This window comes from Pseudoalteromonas aliena SW19, assembly GCF_014905615.1.
Lineage (GTDB): Bacteria > Pseudomonadota > Gammaproteobacteria > Enterobacterales > Alteromonadaceae > Pseudoalteromonas > Pseudoalteromonas aliena.
On the sequence record NZ_AQGU01000027.1, the window covers coordinates 390,971 to 411,898 of the forward strand.

Sequence of the window (20,928 nt, forward strand, 5' to 3'; positions counted from 1 at the left end):
GTTAAAAGTTAGTCAATAAATGCTTAAAAATACATAAAACATTTAATTTTCTTGCCTTTTATATTCTAGTTAACCTTTAATTTACTATAGATAAAGCTTGTAATGGATTAACTATTTATTTTAATCTACAAATTATTTTATTTTTAAGTATATACAAGCAACTAGTTACACTAACATAAACGTAACAAATATAAACTTTATATAAAAGAGTTAACGTTACTTTGTTGCGTATAGCGGTACTGACACGTAGGATGCTATAGGTAGCTCCTCATTAATAATTTTAATTATGTTCACTCAGTAGTAAAAACTATGAATTTTTCTATTTTGGTATGTGACGATTCAACCGTCGCACGTAAACAGGTCATTAGGTGTCTGCAACAGTGTATTGATGTAGATATTCAACAGGCTGTAAATGGTGCAAAAGCCATTGAGCTATTTAAAACGAATAATTTTGATTTATTGTGTTTAGATTTAACTATGCCAGAAGTGGATGGTGTCCAAGTACTTGAACATATAAAAGCAAATAAAATAGAGTGCTTTGTACTTGTTATCTCTGCTGATATTCAAGAAAAAATGAAGCAGCGAGTGACTCAATTGGGTGCAATTGATTTTGTGAATAAACCCATAGATAAAAATAGGATGAATGAGATACTGCATAAATTTGGCATTCATTGAGCCTTTTTTTGTCAAAAAAGGCTGTTTTATCTTTTAATTTAGGGTTGACAGCATAGCCTTTGTTAAGGCAGTCTTAGCCTATGAAAACAATTAATCGCGTACTGACCATCATTATTACAACCACCATTCTTACTGGATAGTGGCATAGGTCGGTGCAACAAATTTAAAGGCCTGTGTTCACTTAGAACACAGGCCTTTTTTCGTTTTATGGGATGAGGAACATAAATAATGCGCGTTTTAAAATTTGGAGGCTCGTCGCTTGCCGACTTTGCTTGCCTTGAGCAGGTAGCTCAATTAGTTAAAGCACAGTTAAAAGATGAAATGTTATTAGTGTTATCTGCGCCAGGTGGCATGACAGATTCACTGGTTGCACTGGCAAGTGCCGCAGAGCAAGGTTTAGATTTTTCGCAGCAATGGCAAATATTAGTTAGCCGTTGTGAAGGTTTAAAAGCTGACGTTGAAAAAAGTGGTGTGGTAGTTACAAGCTGGCCAAACTTAGACGAGCTTAAAAATAAACTAGATGGCGTGTCACTTATACAGTGTTGCCCTGAGCAAGTTCGTGCGTTCGTAATTAGCTTTGGAGAACGCGTTAGTGTTTCTTTAATGCAGGCTTTATTGAGCTCTCACGATGCAAGATACCTAGAAGCGACAAGCTGTATTGCTTCTACTGGTGGTTATATTGATGCCGAAGCTGATTTAGTCTTAAGTAAGTCGCGCTTTCAAGCTGTACTTAAAGAAAACCCTGCAACTATTTATATCATGCCTGGCTTTACAGCAAGTAATGACAAAGGTGAGCTTACAACGCTTGGCCGTAATGGCTCTGATTACTCAGCAGCAATTGCAGCAGCCTGTTTAGACGCTGAAATTTGCCAAATTTGGACAGATGTTGATGGCGTATACAGCGCTGATCCTCGTTATATCAAAAAAGCGACTAAGGTAGATTTTTTATCTTATAAAGAAGCGATGGAGCTTTCTTATTTTGGTGCAAAAGTACTTCATCCTAAAACAATCTTACCGTGTGCTAAAGCAGGCGTGCCATGTGAAATTAAAAATACGCATAACCCAGACGCACAAGGTTCATTAATTGGTAACGATTATTCATCAGACGAGCCGGTAAAAGCGCTTTCGAGCCTACAAGAACTTGCAATGCTAACGGTTTCAGGCCCGGGCATGAAAGGTAAAGTAGGCATGGCATCTAAAGTATTTAATGCGCTTGCCCACGATAACGTATCTATTGTTTTAATTACACAATCATCATGCGAATTTAGCATTAGCTTTTGTGTGCACGAAACAGACCTCGCACTTGCACTCGATGCGCTACAAACTGCATTTAAGCTTGAATTACAAGCAGGGCTTATTGAGCCTGTACAAGTACAGCGTAATTTAGCCATTGTTACTTTAGTGGGTGACAACATGCGCGCACACCGTGGATTAGCGGCTAAGTTTTTTGCATCGCTTGCACAAGCGCAAGTAAATATTGTGGCAATTGCACAGGATTCTACAGAAAGTGCTATTTCTGCGGTAATTGATGGTGAGTTATGTAATGACGCTGTAAAAATATGCCATGAAAACTTTTTCACGCATGTGCCGTCAATTGATGTGTTTTTACTAGGTTGTGGCTTAGTAGGACAAGAGCTTATTAATCAGCTTGAACGTCAACAAGCGTGGCTTGAAAAGCGTAATATTAAACTCAACTTGTATGGTGTTGCTAACTCTCGTCAATTACATCTAGATAGTGAAGGTATTGCTTTTTCTGATTGGCAGCAAAAACTATCCTTATCTGAGCAAGCGTTTGATTTAAAACTAGTAGAGCAGTTTGTTAAACAAAATCATTTAGTTAATCCAGTAATTGTTGATTGTACATCGTCAGATGCACTTGCTGCGCAATACCTAGACTTTTTAAATGCAGGTTTTCATGTGGTTGCAGCGAACAAAAAAGCCACAACAAGCTCATACACGTATTACCAAGACTTAATAGCTGCTACGCAAAAGAATAATCGGAAATTCTTATACGAAACAAACGTTGGTGCAGGCTTACCAGTAATCGATAACTTACAATCGTTATTTGGTGCTGGTGATGAATTGTTAGAGTTTAGCGGTATTTTATCAGGTTCACTTTCGTATATGTTTGGCGCACTTCAAGATGGTTTATCACTTTCTGAGGCAACCATTAAAGCCAAAGAAAGCGGCTTTACAGAGCCAGACCCTCGTGATGATTTATCGGGTACCGATGTAGCACGTAAGTTACTGATCATTGCACGCGAAGCAGGTATGAAATTAGAGCTGAGCGATATCGAAGTTGAATCGGTATTACCAGTTGGTTTTGCACAAGGCGATAGCGTTGATGAGTTTATGGCAAAACTACCAAGCCTAGATGCTGATTTTAATGACCGCATTCAAAGCGCTGCGAGCGAAGGTAAGGTACTTCGTTATGTAGGAAAAATTAAAGAAGGTCACTGTAAAGTAGGTATTGAAGCGGTAGATGAAAAACATGCACTTAGTGTTATTCGCGATGGCGAAAATGCACTTGCTATTTTAAGCCAATACTACCAGCCGCGTCCGTTTGTAATTCGTGGTTATGGTGCAGGCTCTGAAGTAACAGCAGCGGGTGTATTTGCTGATATTTTAAAAACGCTATCGCGCTAGGAGCACATTATGATTGAAGTATATGCGCCGGCGTCTATTGGTAATTTTGCAGTGGGTTTTGATGCCCTTGGCGCAGCCCTTGCGCCAATTGATGGCAGTTTATTAGGCGATGTAGCCGTTGTTAGCGCAGCACCAAGCGACGAATTTATTTGCACAGGCGAGTACGCTCATAAGTTACCAAGTGATGCGCAGGATAATTTAGCGTACCAGTGTTTAGTGCATTTTAGAGCGCATGTTGCGCCTGATATGCCAAGCGTAAAGCTCGAGCTTAAAAAGAATTTACCAATTGGATCTGGACTTGGATCTAGTGCATGCTCGGTCGTGGCTACCTTTGCTGCTCTTGATCAATTTGCACAAACTAACTTAAGTCAGGTTGAGCTTATTGAGCTTATGGCTGACTTCGAAGCTGTAGTGAGCGGTGGCCGTCATTACGACAACATCACGCCATGTTATTTAGGTGGTTTGCAATTAACAGGTGGTTTAATCCCTGATAAATCGATTGCACTGCCTGTTGATGAAAATTGGTACTACGTTGCTGCGTTCCCTGGTTTTTCACTCAACACTGCAAAAGCGCGCTCGGTTTTACCAAAAGAGTTGAGCATGCATGCAAGTGTTGAGTTTGCACAGCGTTTATCGGCATTTAGTAGCTTACTGTTAACTAACCGTTTTGACGAGGCGCTGAGCATAATGAAAGATGAAATAGCAGAACCTTACCGGGCACCGCTTATTAAAGGTTTTAGTGAAGCCAAAGCAAGCTTGCCAGCGCTGGGCGCTGAAATAGTGAGTATTTCGGGCGCAGGGCCCACCTTGTTTAGCGTATGTAAAACACTTGAAGCTGCACAGCAATGCGCGCAGTGGTTAGAGGCAAATTACATTAACGAACAAGGCTTTTGCCACATTTGTAAATTAGATAACGACGGCACGCGTCAATTAACAGTTTTATAGGATAGGTAGTCATGCAATTACATAATTTAAAAGAGTGCTCACAAAAAGTGTCGTTCGTTGAAGCCGTAAAAACAGGTTTGGGTCGTAATCAAGGTGTGTTTTTCCCTGAATCCCTGCTGCCACTGTCCGATGTTGATGCATTGCTTGATATGGACTTTGTTACACGCAGTGGCAAAATATTATCCCACCTGATTGGTGATGAGCTGCCAAGCGACATTGTGGCACAAATGGTTAAAAATGCATTTAACTTTCCAGTTAAGCTGGTGGAAGTACAAGAGAATACATACTGCTTAGAGTTGTTTCATGGTCCTACACTTGCGTTTAAAGACTTTGGCGGTCGCTTTATGGCAGAGTGTTTAGCGCAGTTTAATAAAGACGAGAAAGTAACTATTTTAACAGCAACATCGGGCGATACCGGTGCCGCAGTTGCTCATGCTTTTTATAATAAACCAAATGTCGATGTGGTTGTTTTATACCCTAAAGGCAAAATTTCACTTGCTCAGCAAAAGCTATTTACAACGCTTGGTAATAACATTCATTGTTACGCAGTTGAGGGCAGCTTTGATGATTGCCAAGAGTTAGTTAAAAATGCCTTTTTAGACGAAGAAGTTAAATTAACACTTGGGCTAAACTCAGCTAACTCAATTAATATTAGCCGTCTAGTTGCTCAGGTTTGTTACTACTTTGAAGCCATTGCACAGCTACCAAAAGAAAAACGCGCAACGGCTCACATATCAGTACCAAGTGGTAACTTTGGTAATGTGTGCGCTGCAATGATTGGTGCGGTTATTGGCTTACCTGTAGGCAAACTAAGTGCAACAACCAACCAAAATGATACTGTGCCGCGCTTTATGCTTGATAAAACGTGGACGCCAAACGCAACGCTTGAGTCGCTTTCAAATGCAATGGATGTAAGTAAGCCAAACAACTGGCCGCGTGTGCAAACAATGTTAGATAATAACTGGTTTAGCTACGATAACTTTTATTCAACTAGCGTAAACGAGCAAAACACGCAATCCGTGATGAAAAAAATTCAACAAATGGGTTATGTTGCAGAGCCTCACACTGCTATTGCGTACCAAGGTCTTGTTGAAAATCGAGCGCCTGGTGTAGCGGGTATCTTTTTAGCAACTGCTCATCCTGCTAAGTTTAAAGAAAGTGTAGAGGATATTTTAAATATTGAATTAGAGATGCCAAAACCACTTAGCGATGCATTAGCAAAACCGTGCTTGGCAAGCGATATAAACGCCGATTACGATGCTTTGCGTACTGAAATACTTGCAAAACTCGGTAATAAAAAATAATAATTGAAGCGGCTATGGCCGCTTTTTTTATAAATTATAATTCAAAAAAGAGAGGCTTTCATTAGCTAATTAAATGTGAAAAATGAAATGCATTTAAAATAATTATGTACTTATTAAAAAATATCATCTTAAAAAGTCTGTGAAATAGTTTCAATCCCTGTTTAAATATCCTCAACTTAAGAGCGTAGGCAAAGAGTCGTTTAAAGCGTACAATAAAGCCTCTAAAAAACACCATACACGTTGCCCTAGGAGACCCCAATGTTAGAACGTAACATGAATATTTCGGATTTTGATCCAGAGTTATTTGACGCGATAACCAAAGAAACTGCTCGCCAAGAAGAGCATATCGAACTAATCGCTTCAGAAAACTACTGTAGCCCACGCGTACTAGAAGCGCAGGGTTCACAGCTTACAAACAAATACGCAGAAGGTTACCCTGGCAAACGTTATTATGGCGGTTGTGAGCATGTAGATGTTGTTGAGCAATTAGCAATTGACCGTGCTAATGAATTATTTGGTTCTGACTACGCTAACGTACAACCACATGCTGGTTCGCAAGCAAATGCAGCTGTTTTTCTAGCTTTATTAGACGCTGGCGATACTGTACTAGGTATGAGCCTAGCTCATGGTGGTCACTTAACTCACGGTTCTCACGTAAGCTTCTCTGGTAAGCTTTACAATGCAATCCAATACGGACTAGATGAAGCAACGGGCGAAATTGATTACGCACAAGTTGAAGCACTAGCACTTGAGCACAAACCAAAAATGATCATTGGTGGTTTCTCAGCGTACTCAGGTATTGTTGATTGGGCTAAATTCCGTGAAATTGCTGACAAAGTAGGTGCTTACCTGTTTGTTGATATGGCTCACGTTGCAGGTTTAATTGCGGCGGGTGTTTACCCAAGCCCAGTTCCTCATGCACATGTTGTAACTACAACTACGCATAAAACACTTGCTGGTCCTCGTGGTGGTTTGATTATTTCTGCATGTGGCGACGAAGCAATCTACAAAAAGCTTAACAGCGCTGTTTTCCCTGGTGGCCAAGGTGGTCCTTTATGTCATGTTATTGCAGCAAAAGCAGTGGCATTTAAAGAAGCACTTCAACCAGAATTTAAAGTATACCAAACACAAGTTGTTAAAAACGCAAAAGCAATGGTTGCTGTAATGCAAGAGCGCGGCTACAAAATCGTATCTGACAAAACTGAAAACCACTTATTCCTACTCGATTTAATCGATAAAGATATCACTGGTAAAGATGCAGACGCAGCCCTTGGTAACGCTAACATCACAGTTAATAAAAACTCAGTGCCAAACGATCCACGTTCTCCGTTTGTAACATCTGGTTTGCGTATTGGTTCTCCTGCAATCACTCGTCGTGGTTTCAAAGAAGAAGAATCAAAAGAGCTTGCTGGCTGGATTTGTGACGTACTAGATAACATCACTGATGAATCTGTACAGGCGCAAGTTAAAGAAAAAGTAAAAGCAATTTGTGCAAAACTACCTGTTTACGCTTAATTGCATAAGCAGCAGTAATTTAGAGCACAACAGCTAGGGCCTGTTTATCTTTCGAGGTTTAATTTGCAGCAGTCTGTTTGGTTTTTAGGCAAGGCAGAGCCTATGTAGTGTGGTTATTCCCCATAAATAGGCGATAACGCAGCATAAATACCAAACATGCGCTGCCCTCGGGTTCGTCCTAGGGGCTATTTACTCTTTGTTGCTCGGTTTTTACTTAGCCCATTAGGTTACAAACCTCGCGCCGCGATTAAATCGCCCCTAGATAGAACAAATTTAATCCTGAAAGGTCAACAGGCCCTTTTTTTTGCTAAGATAAAAGACCGCTATTTAGCGGTCTTTTTTGTTTTAAAACGGAAGTACCGAGTTATGCATTGCCCATTTTGTACAGCAAAAGATACTAAAGTTATTGATTCACGCCTAGTTGGTGGAGGCCATCAAGTTCGTAGGCGCCGTGAGTGCAACGACTGTCACGAGCGCTTTACTACATTTGAAGGCGCTGAACTGGTTATGCCACGTGTTGTTAAACAAGATGGCAGTCGGGAGCCGTTTAATGAAGATAAACTGTTGAATGGTTTAAATCGTGCACTTGAGAAACGTCCAGTGAGTACTGAACAGGTTGAAGAAGTGGTTAACATAATAAAATCACAATTACGTGCAACGGGTGAGCGAGAGATTTCAAGCCACTTAGTGGGTGAATGCATTATGGAAGCGCTTAAAAAGCTCGATAAAGTTGCTTATGTAAGGTTTGCTTCTGTTTATCGCTCTTTTGAAGATATACGCGAATTTGGCGAAGAAATTGCCCGCTTAGGGGAGTAATACCAATTTTATTAAAAACATGATCATTCTATCGCATTAAATAGCGCACTCACTGCGTTAAAAATTATTCATATAGAACAACTATATGTCATAATTTTCGCCTTGTTATTGCGCTATTTTCTTAGCGCTATAATAGACCACTTATTTAACGCAATTGGTATAATAAATGCAAAGCCAAATTACTTTTACCGAACATGACGAAATGTATATGGCACGCGCCATAGAGCTTGCCAAAAAAGGCGAGTTTACTACCACACCTAATCCTAATGTTGGCTGTGTATTAGTTAAGAATAATCAAATCATTGGTGAGGGGTTCCATCAATTAGCTGGTCAAGGTCATGCTGAAGTAAATGCACTGGCAATAGCGGGTAATAATGCACAAGGTGCAACGGCTTATGTAACGCTTGAACCTTGTAGTCACTATGGGCGTACACCACCGTGTGCTGAAGGCTTAAAAAAGGCGGGCATAGTAAAAGTAATTGCCGCTATGGTTGATACAAACCCACAAGTTGCAGGTAAAGGCCTTAAAATACTGAGCGACGCGGGCATTGACGTTGCTTATGGGTTACTTGAATCACAAGCGCGGGCACTCAACGTTGGCTTTTTTAAGCGAATGGAGCGAGGTTTGCCGTATGTAACCTGCAAAATGGCAGCAAGTATAGATGGTAAAACAGCGCTTAAAAATGGTCAAAGTAAGTGGATCACAGGCACCGCTGCTCGCCAAGACGTACAGCTATACCGTGCAAAAAGCTGCGCTATTTTAACCGGCGCCGATACCGTGTTAGTAGATGATGCAAAATTAAATGTACGACTAAGTGAATTACCGTGCCCACTCCCCACTGATTTAGCGCTACGGCAACCTGTGCGCGTTATTATTGATTCTCAAAATCGCTTAACGCCTAACCTTGCTTTATTCAATATTCAAAGTGATATAATTATATTTACCACCAAGGTTGATAAATCACTGCAGTGGCCGCATTTTGTAAAGCATATTGAAGTAAAAGAAAGTAATGGCAAAGTTGATTTGCAGGCTGTTTTAGAAAAGCTTGGGCAACTGCAGTTTAATAATGTATGGCTTGAAGCGGGCGCAACACTTGCTGGTAAAATGACAGAACTTGATTTAATTGACGAGTTTGTTTTTTATTTAGCGCCTAGACTAATGGGCCACAATGCAAAAAGTTTAGTTAATTTTTCTGAGTTGACGAGTATGCAAAACACCGTTAATTTAACATTTAATGAATGTACACGCATTGGTGACGATATACGTATCACTGCGCTGAAAACTTATTAAAATCACTTAAAAAAGAGTAGCGCTATGTTTACTGGAATAATAGAAGCCACAGGCAAAATTGCTTTATTACAAAAAAAACAAGGCGACTTAGCCATTCGTATTCAAAGTGCTGATCTTGATATGAAAGACGTAAAGCTAGGCGATAGCATTGCAACCAATGGCGTTTGCTTAACCGTAGTTGATAAACATATTGATGGTTTTAGTGCTGACTTATCTAATGAGACGATTGGTTTAACTGGATTTGCTCACTATGCTATAGGGCAAACTGTTAATCTTGAAAAAGCCATGCAACCTGTTTCTCGTCTGGGGGGCCATTTGGTCTCTGGTCATGTTGATGGTATTGCAACGATTACAAGCGTCACAAAAAACGCCCGGGCAACAGAATATTGGCTTGCAACTGACGAAGATTTAATGAAATACATTCCGTACAAAGGTTCGGTATGTATTGATGGTATAAGCCTGACAGTTAACGCTGTCGAAGGTAATAAATTCAAATTAACAATTGTTCCTCATACGAGTGAGCAAACTACCATTGCTCATTTTAAAGTGGGCACTCAAGTTAATTTAGAAGTCGATCAAATTGCACGTTATTTAGAGCGTCTTATAAAAGGTGCAGAACAACCAACTGGCTCAAATATTTCGATGAGCTTACTCGCTAAAGCGGGCTTTATTAAATAACGAAACTGACAACTTACACGAGCAAATTTATGAATTTACACAGCGCACAAGAAATCATCGACGACATTAAAATTGGTAAAATGGTTATTTTAATGGACGATGAAGACAGAGAGAATGAAGGCGATTTAATTATCGCAGCAGAACATATTAGCGCAGAAGCAATTAATTTTATGGCAACTCATGGCCGTGGTTTAATTTGTTTAACCATGACGCAAGAGCGTTGCGAGCAACTTGATTTACCGCTTATGGTTAAAAATAATGGCGCTGCATTTTCGACAAACTTTACAATGTCGATTGAAGCCGCAAAAGGTGTAACTACGGGTATTTCTGCCGCTGATAGAGCGCGTACAGTACAAGCTGCTATAGCAAAAGGCGCAGTACCAAGTGATATTGTTCAACCAGGTCATATTTTTCCTATCATGGCACAACCTGGTGGCGTACTCACTCGCGCAGGGCACACTGAAGCAGGCTGTGACTTAGCCCGTTTAGCTGGGCTTGAAGCATCATCTGTTATTGTTGAAATTCTAAATGCTGATGGCACAATGGCGCGCCGCCCTGATTTAGAAGTTTTTGCAAAACAACATGATATTAAAATTGGCACCATTGCTGATTTAATCGAATATCGTAATTTAAACGAAACCACGATTGAACAAGTTGCAAAATGTAAGCTGCCTACAGAGCATGGTGACTTTGATTTAGTAACTTACAAAGACACGATCGACGGCCAATTACATTACGTATTGCTCAAGGGCGAAATAAAAGAGCAAGAACCTACACTTGTCCGCGTACATTTGCAGAGTACTTTTAACGATATTTTACTTTCAGACAGAAGCGCAGACCGGAGTTGGGGGCTTTCTGATGCCATGGCATACATTACTAAAAACGACGGTGTATTAGTTATTTTAGGTAAACAAGAAAGTACAGAAGAATTAGAGGCAACAGTAAAGGCATTTGCCGCAGCTGATGCAGGCGAGAATGTGACACCTCGTAAGTTCCAAGGAACATCTCGTACTGTTGGTGTTGGCTCGCAAATACTTGCTGATCTGGGAATTAAGCAAATGCGATTAATGAGTCGCCCTAAAAAGTACCATGCACTTTCGGGCTTTCATTTAGAAGTTATTGACTATATTGAGCCACAATAAGCGCTCTGCTTTTAACTAGTCTATTATTTTATTTTTATGGTATGATGCGCAGCAATTTTTGCGCAATCGCAACCGCTTGAACTTATTTTTAGGGTTATCAAATGAAAATTATTGAAGGTAGTAAGTACGCTCCGGGCAAGAAATTTGCCATTGTCATTTCTCGTTTTAATGACTTTATTGGTAGCAGCCTCCTTGCCGGTGCTGTTGATGAGCTAAAACGCACTGGTGGCGTATCTGATGACGATATTACCGTTATTTATGTACCTGGTGCAGTAGAATTACCTTTAGCGGCTAAACGCGTTGCGGCAAAAAAAGAGTATGATGCAATCATCGCTTTAGGCGTAGTGATCAGAGGTGGTACACCACATTTTGACCTAGTTGCTGGCGAATCAAACAAAGGTCTTGCGCAAGTATCACTTGAGTATGATATCCCGGTTGCATTTGGCGTATTAACCACAGAAAGCATTGAACAAGCAATTGAGCGTGCTGGCACCAAAATGGGCAATAAAGGCGGCGAAGCTGCTTTAGGCGCGCTCGAAATGGTTAATGTGTTAGATAAAATTTAAGTTTAAGGAATTTTTGTGAAACCAGCAGCAAGACGTAAAGCACGTATCTTAGCACTCCAAGCCGTTTATTCTTGGCAAATAAGTGGCAATTTAATTGCCGATATCGAACAACAAATGTTGATCGAAACAGACGTTACTAAAATTGATGTTGAATACTTTAAAGATCTAGCGACGGGTGTTGCTGTAAATTATAAGCAACTAGACGAAGCTGTATCACCACATTTAACACGTCCGTTTGATGACTTAGATATGGTTGAGCGCGCAATTTTACGTTTAAGCAGCTATGAACTTAAGTTCCGTGAAGACGTACCTTATAAAGTGGCTATTAACGAAGGTATTGAGCTGGCTAAAATATTTGGCGCAGAAGACAGCCATAAATTTGTAAACGGTGTACTTGATAAAGCTGTTAAGCATTTACGCAAGTGATAACAATTCACTCTGAATTTTAATGTTCAGATTAATTGTTTAAACAACCGTTAAAAAGGAGAGCCGGCATAGGTCGGCTTTTTTGTGTATGAAGGAATTTGAATTAATTAACCGCTACTTTAAAGGTCGCGGTATCACCCGTCGTGATGTAAACCTAGGAATAGGGGACGATTGCGCCTTAGTAACTGTTCCACCAAACTGCCAACTTGCAGTAACAACAGATACTTTAGTTGCTGGCGTGCACTTCTTTAATGATATTTCCCCTCGCGCACTCGGTCACAGAGCACTCGCTGTAAATCTAAGTGATTTGGCGGCAATGGGCGCCGAGCCAACATGGGTTTCAGTTGCGCTAACCTTACCAAGTATAGACCGACAGTGGGTTGAAGAGTTTACTGAAGGCATGCACGAAATTGCAGAATACTTTAATGTACAAATTATTGGTGGCGATACCACTCAAGGTCCATTAACTATCACTATTTGTGCGAAAGGGACTGTGCCAGAAGGTAAAGCTCTGCGCAGAAGTGGTGCTAAAGTAGGTGATTGGATTTATGTTACGGGTCCTTTAGGGGATGCGGGGTTAGCTATTGAATCGCGTAAGCAAGGTTTAAAAGTCGAGCCTGAGCATTTAAAGTATGTTAATAAACGCTTTGATTATCCAACGCCTCGCGTAGCAGCAGGTCAGGTTTTACGTGGGCTTGCATCTTCAGCAATTGATGTGTCTGATGGATTATTGGCTGATTTAAGTCATATTCTTGATATGTCGCAAGTAAGTGCGATTGTAAATATAGACAATATTCCTACTTCGGATGCAATGAAATCGAGCCTTGATTTTGATCAACAGTTACCATTTATTCTTAGCTACGGCGATGACTACGAACTATTATTTACCGTCCCAGATAGTAATAAAGGGATGTTAGATTTAAAACTGCGTCAATATGGTGTGAATGCAACATGTATTGGGCAGATTAAAAGTGGTGATGGGCAAATTGAGCTTTTACACAAGGGTGAAAAGTTTGATTTTAAGCAGCATGGCTTTGAGCATTTCGCAAAGGAACAGACTTGAATAAAAATCGATTATTTAATTTAAAACGTCCGCATCAATTTTTTGGTTTAGGATTTGGTACCGGCCTTGCCCCTAAAGCGCCAGGTACATTTGGTACGTTTGCTGCACTGCCATTTATTTTTATGACGATGTATTATCCACTTTGGCTGCAAATTGTTTTTGCTGTCGTGATCAGTGTATTTGGCATATGGGCGTGTGGTAAAACGGCTGATGATTTAGGTGTGCATGACCACCCCGCTATTGTGTGGGATGAAGTGGCTGGCTATTACATTACTATGATAGGTGCAGCACTAAGCTGGCAAAGTTTATTGGTTGGCTTTTTGTTATTTCGATTTTTTGACATAGTAAAACCAGGCCCAATTCGTATGCTTGATAAGCGTGTACATGGTGGTTTTGGAATTATGGCTGACGATGTACTCGCGGGTATTTTTTCGCTTATTTGTTTGCAAGCATTAATAAAAGTGGGTTTACTACCCTTTTAATGTTTATATTTGATTTGTTTAACTAGGTGGCAGCACTATGATGCGATTTTTACTGGTTTGTGTACTGATGTTGTGCGCGACGCCAAGTTGGGCTTCAATTACTGATTATGTAGTTAAACAATGGAATATAAAAGATGGCTTGCCATCGCAATCACTTAAAAGCGTTGTACAAGATCAACAAGGATACATGTGGCTGGGCACTCAGTTTGGCTTAAGTCGTTTTGATGGTAATACATTTACCAATTATAATACTCAAAATAGCTCTTTCTTACCCAATAACGGCATCAACAAGCTGCTAGTCGATTTAAATGGACTGTTGTGGATCGGTACTAAAAGTGGCTTGGTGGTGATTAACCCTGCTACTTTTGCCGCACAAGAGTTTAATATAAAAGGCCCTGTCAGAGATATATTGCAAGATGCTAAAGGCAGTATTTGGATTGCTGCAAATGGTTTGTATTATATTGATAGAAGCCAAATTGGTCTACAAACCAAAGCGAGTGGCTCTTTTCCTATTGTTAATGCGACCGCTATTACGCAAATAGTAGGGTCTGTTAGTAAAATGGCGCTTTCTCCGGAGGGGATATGGCTGGTTAATGATCGCCACCTGCTGAGATTAACAAAAAATGCCTCCGACTTTTCTAAACTGCGTTTAGAGCTTACTGCAAAAATTTCACTACCAGAGCGTTTAGCACAAACGATTGTCCACGATTTATCATTTTTAAACGGTAACTTGTATTTAGCATCTGAATTAGGTGCTTATTTTTTAGATTTAGATGATGAACTAAGATCCTTTCCTTTACCAAACACAAATAACTCAGCAGTTTATAAATTTATGAGTGATACCGATGGTGGGTTATGGGTATCAACTTATGGGCGTTTATTATTTCGAGATAAATCCGGTGAATGGCAATGGGTAGAGCCAAGCCAGCTGGATCAAAGTATTTGGTTTGCGGATATTTTTCGAGATAATAAAAATAACGTGTGGCTTGCCAGTTTTAGTGAAGGTTTGTGGCTTGCTCATGAAGGGCGTGTTCAAAGGCACTCAGCCCTATCTGAAATGACTGAAGCGGTTATGGCTATTAGCCAAGCACCGGATGGTAAACTATGGGTCGCAAATAAAAGTGGTATTGGCTATTTTGATCTAAATAAAAGTTTTATAAATTTAATCCCTAGCGATAAATACGGCCGTGCATCAGTGCATGACTTACAGTTTGATGGTAAGAGATTATATATTGCGACAGGCAGAGGGTTGTTTGTTTTTGAAAATAACACTCTTTACATGGTACCTGGGCGAGCTCTTCAGGATAACCCTGTATTTGCTATTAGTCGTTCGAGCAAGGGCGGGTTTTGGATTGGTACTGGGCGTGGATTATATAGGCTAAACTTTGCTGGGCTAACGCCTTTTGCATACAATGCTTTTTTAGGAAGCAAGTTTATTACCTATGTACTCGATAAAGCAAACTTTGGGGTTATTGGTACAAGCAAAGGCGCCTATTATTTTACTGATCGCGGAATAGAAAAAATTGGCGACCAAACAACACTTGAAAGTGCTTATGTAACGAGTGTGTTGCATATTGATGGCGTTGGAATCTTAATTGGTTCATTAAACGATGGGCTGTTTTATAGAAGTATGCAAGGGCAGTGGCGTCAGCTTGATGCCGCAAATGGCTTACCATACGGCTCTATTTTCAGCCTAGAATACGATGAAAGGTTAAAGCATGTTTGGGTAAGCACTATGAAAGGTGTTTACAGAATGCCTATTGATCAGTTCAAAGCAGAGATTCAAAGTTTAAAAGTGGAGGAGGTTATTTCCTCATTTGATCGTCAGCTCGATGGTAAAGCCAATCAATGTTGTAGTGGGCTGGGTCATGATGCAGTTGCCAATACTGCTAATTCAATTTGGTATCCAAGCTTACAAGGTGTTGTTGAAATACCTAAAAATGTAGAGTTGTTTGGTGTACTGGCATTAAAACCAAAAGTAGAAACCATTACAACACCGCAGCGTAATATAGCAACGTCAGCATTAGGTAAAAAACCGTCATTAAAAACCAATGAGCGTGATATTACTTTAACCTATACCGCAATCGATTATTACGCGCCAAGCAGCATTGAGTTTAGATATAAATTAAGTGGTTTAGATAATGATTGGCGCTATGCAAATACACGCAGAGAAGCTATCTATACTAATTTGCCAGCGGGAACATTTTTATTTCAGCTAGAAGCAAAACGCCAAGGTGAAGACTGGAGTAAAGCGCAAGAAGCTGAATATGGATTTACAGTGCCAGAGCGTTTTGATGAAACAATTTACTTTAGACTACTTATCACCAGTGGCTTTGTTTTACTATTTTATTTGGTTTTTTGGGTATTTAGAGCGCAAGAGCGAAAAAAACAAGAAGCACTTGAGGGGCTTATCACAGAGCGTACGCTAGAGCTGCGCCAAGCAAACGATAAATTAAATCAAGTAAACTCACAACTTAAGCTGGTAAGCCACTCTGATGAACTCACAGGGCTACGTAGCCGTCGCTTTTTGTTTGATCAACTACCAAAAGATATTGAGCATTTTCAACGTAACTCGCAATCATTACAAGCGCAGGGGAAATCGCTTGTTTTACTGATAATCAACTTTGATAACTTTAGCCGCATCAATGATGCACACGGACCAATAGCAGGAGACAGCTGTTTGCAGCAAATGGCTGCATTGTTGAATTCTCGCACGCAGGGTTCTGATTATGTTGCCCGTTGGAGTGGGGATGAATTTTTATTATTATTACGCGATTTTAAGTGCAATAAAATAGACAGTTACGCTTCAGATTTATGCAAAGCAGTTGCGGAATATGCATTTCAATTACCAAATGGCAAAGGTACCAATTTAACCACCTCTATCGGCTGGTCTTTTTACCCGCTACCACTTTTAGGCGGACAAGTGATAAGTTGGGAAACATCCATTAATTTAGCCGATATTGCACTACATCAAGTGAAAAAACGTGGCGGTGATGGTGTTGCAAATATTACGTTTGACGAGCAGTTAGACGCATTCGAGTTTGAGCAAAATTCAAATGTTGATCAACAGTTAAGCCTTTTACAAAGTAATGGGCTTGCCGATATTAAAGTGTGGATGCGCTAAGTTAGTTGGTAAAGCCAATATTAAAATACTAAAAAAGAAGCCAAAGCTCCTTTTTTAGTATTTTTAAATGTTAATCAATAAACGCTTTGATGGCGGTTAATATACCTTGTTCGCCCAATCCCATTTCATCGTGCATTTGATCTTGCGTGCCGTGTTTAATAAATTCATCTGGAATACCTAAGTTAAGTATTTTTATAGCGGATTTTTGGCTGGCTAAATATTCAGTGACGGCAGAGCCTGCACCACCGGCTATCGCATTATCTTCAAGTGTGACAATAAAGTCATAGTTAGTAGCAATTTCATTTAAAAGTGCAGTATCAAGTGGCTTAATAAAACGCATATTAACAAGTGTGGCATCTAAATCATTGGCTGCAAGTTGGGCGTTCTCTAGCAGTGTACCGAATGATAAAATTGCAATTTTATTGCCTTTTTTAACCGTATTTGCTTTACCTATTTCAAGCAGTTGCATATCACTTTGAATTTCAGCAGTGCCCGCACTGCCACGAGGATAACGCACGGCTACTGGGCAATTTGCTTGATAGCCAGTATAGAGCATTTGACGACATTCATTGGTATCGCTTGGTGCCATAATGACCATATTTGGAATACAGCGCATAAAGCTTAAATCGTATGCGCCTTGATGAGTTTCACCGTCTGCTCCCACAATACCGGCACGGTCAATGGCAAATAAAACGGGTAAATTTTGCAATGCAACATCGTGAATTAGCTGATCGTACGCGCGCTGTAAAAAGCTTGAGTAAATAGCTACAACGGGTTTTAAGCCTTCACAAGCAAAACCTGCGGCTAGCGTAACAGCATGCTGCTCTGCAATAGCGACGTCAAAGTATTGATCTGGAAACTCTTTAGAAAAACGCACCATACCTGAGCCTTCGCGCATAGCGGGTGTGATCGCCATTAATTTATCGTCTTGCTGGGCCATATCACATAGCCAGTCGCCAAATACTTTTGAAAAAGTAGCTGCGCTGGGCTTTGATTTAGGGAGGCTTGATGTCATTGGGTCAAACTTTGGCACGCCATGATAGCCAATAGGATCCGCTTCAGCCGGTTTATAACCTTTACCTTTTTGCGTTTTTATATGTAATAACTGCGGGCCTTTTAAGTTACGCATATTACGTAATGTATCTACAAGCATGTTTACATCATGCCCATCAATCGGACCAATATAGTTCAGACCAAGTTCTTCAAAAAAAGTACCCGGGATCATCATACCTTTAATGTGCTCTTCCATTTTACTGGCAAGTTGCTTAACCGGAGGCACACCAGAGAGTAACTTTTTACTCCCTTCGCGAATGTTAGTATAAAAGCTACCTGATAAAATTCGAGCAAAGTGATTTGTCAATGCGCCAACATTTTCAGAAATCGACATTTCATTATCATTTAAAATAATAAGCATGTCTGATTTTACATCACCTAAATGATTCATTGCTTCAAATGCCATACCCGCAGTAATTGCGCCATCACCAATAATGGCAACTGTTTTGCGCCCTTTACCTTCTTTTTGTGCGGCAATCGACATGCCTAAAGCGGCAGAGATAGAGGTACTTGAATGCCCTACACTAAACGTATCGTATTTACTTTCATCACGAAATGGAAAAGGGTGTAGTCCGTCTTTTTGGCGAATCGTATGCATTAAATCACGTCGACCGGTAAGTATTTTATGCGGATAAGCTTGGTGACCCACATCCCACACTAAACGATCTTCAGGTGTGTTATAAACATAATGCAGTGCAACAGTTAGCTCCACAGTACCTAAACCAGATGCTAAATGACCGCTACTTTGCGATACTGAGTTGAGTAAATAGTCGCGCAACTCATTGCTAAACTCTGGGAGTTTATCTTGCGCTAAATCGCGCAACTGGGTCGGTTCGTCAACCAAATTAAGTAATGGATACTTGCTGCTATCACGTGTCATGGTTTTATTTATATCCTTCGCTAACATTAATTAATACAAAATACGATGTAGAATTAACTAATGTTTAGTAATAATGTGTCTGTACTCAGTGCAATACTTTTAAGCGGTGTCTTAATGATCACGCTCAATAAGGTAATTTGCCAGTGACGCCAGAAGTGTTGTGTCAGCATCTATATTTGCTAACGCCTCGTGGGCTTGTTGTATTAAATTCTGCGCCTTCTCTTTAGCGCCTAGCATACCTAATAAAGCAGGGTATGTCGCTTTATTGGCTGCAATATCTGACCCTTGTGGCTTACCTAAAATAAGCGTATCACCCTCAACATCTAAAATATCGTCTTGTACTTGGAAGGCCAGCCCTATCGCATAACCAAAAGTAGATAAGCTTTCTAAAGTGTGTTTATCTGCTTTTTCACTGCACAATGCACCTAACATAATAGCGCAGTTAATCAGCGCACCCGTTTTTAGTTTATGGATCCGCTCCAGCTCTTGTGCAGTAATGACTTTGTCAGTTGCGGCAATGTCTAAACCTTGCCCGCCAACCATGCCTTTAAGGCCTGATGCATGTGCTAATTGTGCGATCATCTTTACTTGTGTTTGTGCTGAGCATTTGAATTGATGATTTGCAATTAACTCAAAAGCGATAGTTTGTAGAGCATCGCCAGCTAAAATAGCATGGGCTTCACCAAACTCTATGTGACAAGTTGGGCGGCCACGGCGTAAGTCATCATCGTCCATCGCCGGTAAGTCATCATGCACTAACGAATAGCTATGAATGCATTCAATAGCTGCTGAAAGTACATTCAGATCGTGTTTATTTGCGCCAAACATCTCGCCCGTTGCATAAACTAAAAATGGGCGTAATCTTTTACCGCCATTAAATAACCCGTATTGTGTGGCATTTTTTACCGTTTCGTCTGTATCTAACGACTGTTTGAAATACGCTTTCAAGGTAGCTATTACATCTATTTGCGCACGTTCAATCTGTTCTTTAATACTCACAGTTATTCCGTATCGTTATCAAAGTTAGTAAGTACTGATTTTTCGCCATTGCCCATTAAAATTGATACTTTTTGCTCCGCTTGTTGTAATTTACCAGATGAAGCATTGGCTAAAGCAATTCCGCGTTCAAATTGTTTTAATGATTGCTCAAGCGATAAATCACCTTGTTCCATATCACTAACAATTGTCGATAATTCTTCTAGTGCTTGTTCGAAACTTAAGTTTTCAGGTTTTTTAGTCGCCATCTTATTTCAGCTTACGTGGTAAATTTAGGAGCCAATTTTAGGGGGAATGCTAAACTAGGTCAAAGGATGATACGTTTTTTTCGTCTATTAATATCAAATGCTATTCTTGTATGCATTAATAAGGGCTTAATCACGGTCAATTCTTTTAATAAAAGTAATTATTAATGCAGCTTGAATATAAATTACACTAATAAGACTTTTTTATCTTTATTTAGATAAACCGCTTAAGCAATTCAATATGTTGCCGATAAGCAGTTAATGATAAAAAGTTTATAATAAGGCCTTAGTGCATGAAACCTTTGGAGGAAATGTGGATTTAGCAACCATTATAGGGATCCTTGGCGCAATTGGCTTAATTGTCATGTCCATGTTTATGAGCAGTAGTGGCGAAATGGCCATGTTTTACAACACTCCTTCAGTGGTGATTGTATTTGGCGGTTCTATATTTATTGTTTTATCGAACTACACCATGGGGCAGTTTTTTGGCATTGGTAAAGTGGCCGCTAAAGCCTTTATGTTTAAAATTGAATCGCCAGAGGAGTTGATAGACAAAGCCGTTGAACTTGCTGATTCAGCTCGAAAGGGTGGCTTTTTAGCCCTCGAAGAGGCTGAAATACCGAACCAGTTTATGCGTAAAGGCGTTGATATGTTAGTTGATGGTCATGATGCTGACGTTGTTAGAGCGACTTTACAAAAAGACATAACTTTAACGTCAACCCGTCATGAAATGGGAGCCGGTTTATTTAAAGCCATGGCTGATATTGCACCAGCAATGGGAATGATCGGTACGCTCATTGGCTTAGTTGCTATGTTATCTAACATGGATGATCCAAAATCAATCGGTCCTTCGATGGCTGTTGCTTTGTTAACAACTTTATACGGCGCTTTTTTAGCAAATGTAGTGGCGATCCCTATCCAAGTTAAATTGGAGCTGCGTAAAGACGAAGAAGCAATGAACCAACGTTTGATTTTAGACGCTGTATTAGGTATTCAAGATGGTCAAAACCCAAAAGTAATTGAAGGCATTTTGAAAAACTACTTAGCTGAATCAAAACGTAAAGTTGATACCGAGGAGTAA

General features: G+C 40.1%; 18 protein-coding genes. 15 read left to right on the forward strand and 3 right to left on the reverse strand.

Translation table 11 applies throughout. The features are described from left to right. Positions 1-309: 309 nt before the first annotated feature. The 14 genes from PALI_RS15155 (at position 310) to PALI_RS15220 (ending at position 16,673) form a co-directional block, all read left to right on the forward strand. A complete protein-coding gene (locus PALI_RS15155; protein ID WP_182702852.1) occupies positions 310-675 on the forward strand; it encodes a response regulator in 366 nt (121 codons plus the stop codon). A 228-nt stretch (positions 676-903) separates the two neighbouring features. Next, positions 904-3,321 (forward strand): bifunctional aspartate kinase/homoserine dehydrogenase I, encoded by a 2,418-nt coding sequence (gene thrA, locus PALI_RS15160; protein WP_193156354.1) that lies wholly within the window; start codon positions 904-906, stop codon positions 3,319-3,321. Between the two features lie 9 nt (positions 3,322-3,330). Further along, positions 3,331-4,266, forward strand: coding sequence for a homoserine kinase (gene thrB, locus PALI_RS15165; protein ID WP_193156355.1), 936 nt, complete (start codon positions 3,331-3,333; stop codon positions 4,264-4,266). Between the two features lie 11 nt (positions 4,267-4,277). After that, positions 4,278-5,570 carry a threonine synthase gene (gene thrC, locus PALI_RS15170; protein WP_193156356.1) on the forward strand — a complete coding sequence of 431 codons (1,293 nt, stop codon included), beginning with the start codon at positions 4,278-4,280 and terminating at the stop codon, positions 5,568-5,570. Between the two features lie 258 nt (positions 5,571-5,828). Beyond that, positions 5,829-7,085, forward strand: coding sequence for a serine hydroxymethyltransferase (gene glyA / locus PALI_RS15175; protein WP_193156357.1), 1,257 nt, complete (start codon positions 5,829-5,831; stop codon positions 7,083-7,085). A gap of 366 nt (positions 7,086-7,451) precedes the next feature. Then, positions 7,452-7,901, forward strand: coding sequence for a transcriptional regulator NrdR (nrdR, locus tag PALI_RS15180; protein ID WP_077535896.1), 450 nt, complete (start codon positions 7,452-7,454; stop codon positions 7,899-7,901). A gap of 166 nt (positions 7,902-8,067) precedes the next feature. Then, positions 8,068-9,192, forward strand: a complete 1,125-nt coding sequence (ribD, locus tag PALI_RS15185; RefSeq protein WP_193156358.1) for a bifunctional diaminohydroxyphosphoribosylaminopyrimidine deaminase/5-amino-6-(5-phosphoribosylamino)uracil reductase RibD — start codon at positions 8,068-8,070, stop codon at positions 9,190-9,192. Between the two features lie 24 nt (positions 9,193-9,216). Beyond that, positions 9,217-9,870: a riboflavin synthase gene (locus PALI_RS15190; RefSeq protein ID WP_077535894.1), complete on the forward strand. Its 654-nt coding sequence runs from the start codon at positions 9,217-9,219 to the stop codon at positions 9,868-9,870. 29 nt (positions 9,871-9,899) lie between these two features. Then, positions 9,900-11,012 carry a bifunctional 3,4-dihydroxy-2-butanone-4-phosphate synthase/GTP cyclohydrolase II gene (ribBA, locus tag PALI_RS15195; RefSeq protein ID WP_193156359.1) on the forward strand — a complete coding sequence of 371 codons (1,113 nt, stop codon included), beginning with the start codon at positions 9,900-9,902 and terminating at the stop codon, positions 11,010-11,012. A gap of 101 nt (positions 11,013-11,113) precedes the next feature. Further along, the gene (gene ribH / locus PALI_RS15200; protein WP_007587130.1) at positions 11,114-11,578 is read left to right on the forward strand and encodes a 6,7-dimethyl-8-ribityllumazine synthase; all 465 of its coding nucleotides are present in this window, start codon (positions 11,114-11,116) and stop codon (positions 11,576-11,578) included. A gap of 15 nt (positions 11,579-11,593) precedes the next feature. Next, positions 11,594-12,004, forward strand: a complete 411-nt coding sequence (nusB, locus tag PALI_RS15205) for a transcription antitermination factor NusB (protein ID WP_002961751.1) — start codon at positions 11,594-11,596, stop codon at positions 12,002-12,004. An 88-nt stretch (positions 12,005-12,092) separates the two neighbouring features. Then, a complete protein-coding gene (thiL, locus tag PALI_RS15210) occupies positions 12,093-13,067 on the forward strand; it encodes a thiamine-phosphate kinase (protein ID WP_193156360.1) in 975 nt (324 codons plus the stop codon). After that, positions 13,064-13,549, forward strand: a complete 486-nt coding sequence (locus PALI_RS15215; protein WP_077535891.1) for a phosphatidylglycerophosphatase A family protein — start codon at positions 13,064-13,066, stop codon at positions 13,547-13,549. Before thiL ends, PALI_RS15215 begins: the two co-directional genes overlap by 4 nt. A 37-nt stretch (positions 13,550-13,586) precedes the next feature. Continuing rightward, complete coding sequence (locus PALI_RS15220) at positions 13,587-16,673, forward strand: ligand-binding sensor domain-containing diguanylate cyclase (RefSeq protein ID WP_193156361.1); 3,087 nt, start codon at positions 13,587-13,589, stop codon at positions 16,671-16,673. Positions 16,674-16,743: 70 nt separating this feature from the next. Here PALI_RS15220 and dxs read toward each other — a convergent pair whose 3' ends face one another. The 3 genes from dxs to PALI_RS15235 all read right to left on the reverse strand — a co-directional run bounded on the left by dxs (position 16,744) and on the right by PALI_RS15235 (position 19,850). Next, the gene (dxs, locus tag PALI_RS15225; protein WP_193156362.1) at positions 16,744-18,606 is read right to left on the reverse strand and encodes a 1-deoxy-D-xylulose-5-phosphate synthase; all 1,863 of its coding nucleotides are present in this window, start codon (positions 18,604-18,606) and stop codon (positions 16,744-16,746) included. A gap of 111 nt (positions 18,607-18,717) precedes the next feature. After that, on the reverse strand, positions 18,718-19,605 hold the full coding sequence (ispA, locus tag PALI_RS15230; protein ID WP_077535888.1) for a (2E,6E)-farnesyl diphosphate synthase: 888 nt from the start codon (positions 19,603-19,605) through the stop codon (positions 18,718-18,720). Between the two features lie 2 nt (positions 19,606-19,607). After that, complete coding sequence (locus PALI_RS15235) at positions 19,608-19,850, reverse strand: exodeoxyribonuclease VII small subunit (RefSeq protein ID WP_077535887.1); 243 nt, start codon at positions 19,848-19,850, stop codon at positions 19,608-19,610. Between the two features lie 310 nt (positions 19,851-20,160). Between PALI_RS15235 and pomA the strand changes: the two genes are divergently transcribed. Continuing rightward, on the forward strand, positions 20,161-20,928 hold the full coding sequence (pomA, locus tag PALI_RS15240; RefSeq protein ID WP_077538829.1) for a flagellar motor protein PomA: 768 nt from the start codon (positions 20,161-20,163) through the stop codon (positions 20,926-20,928).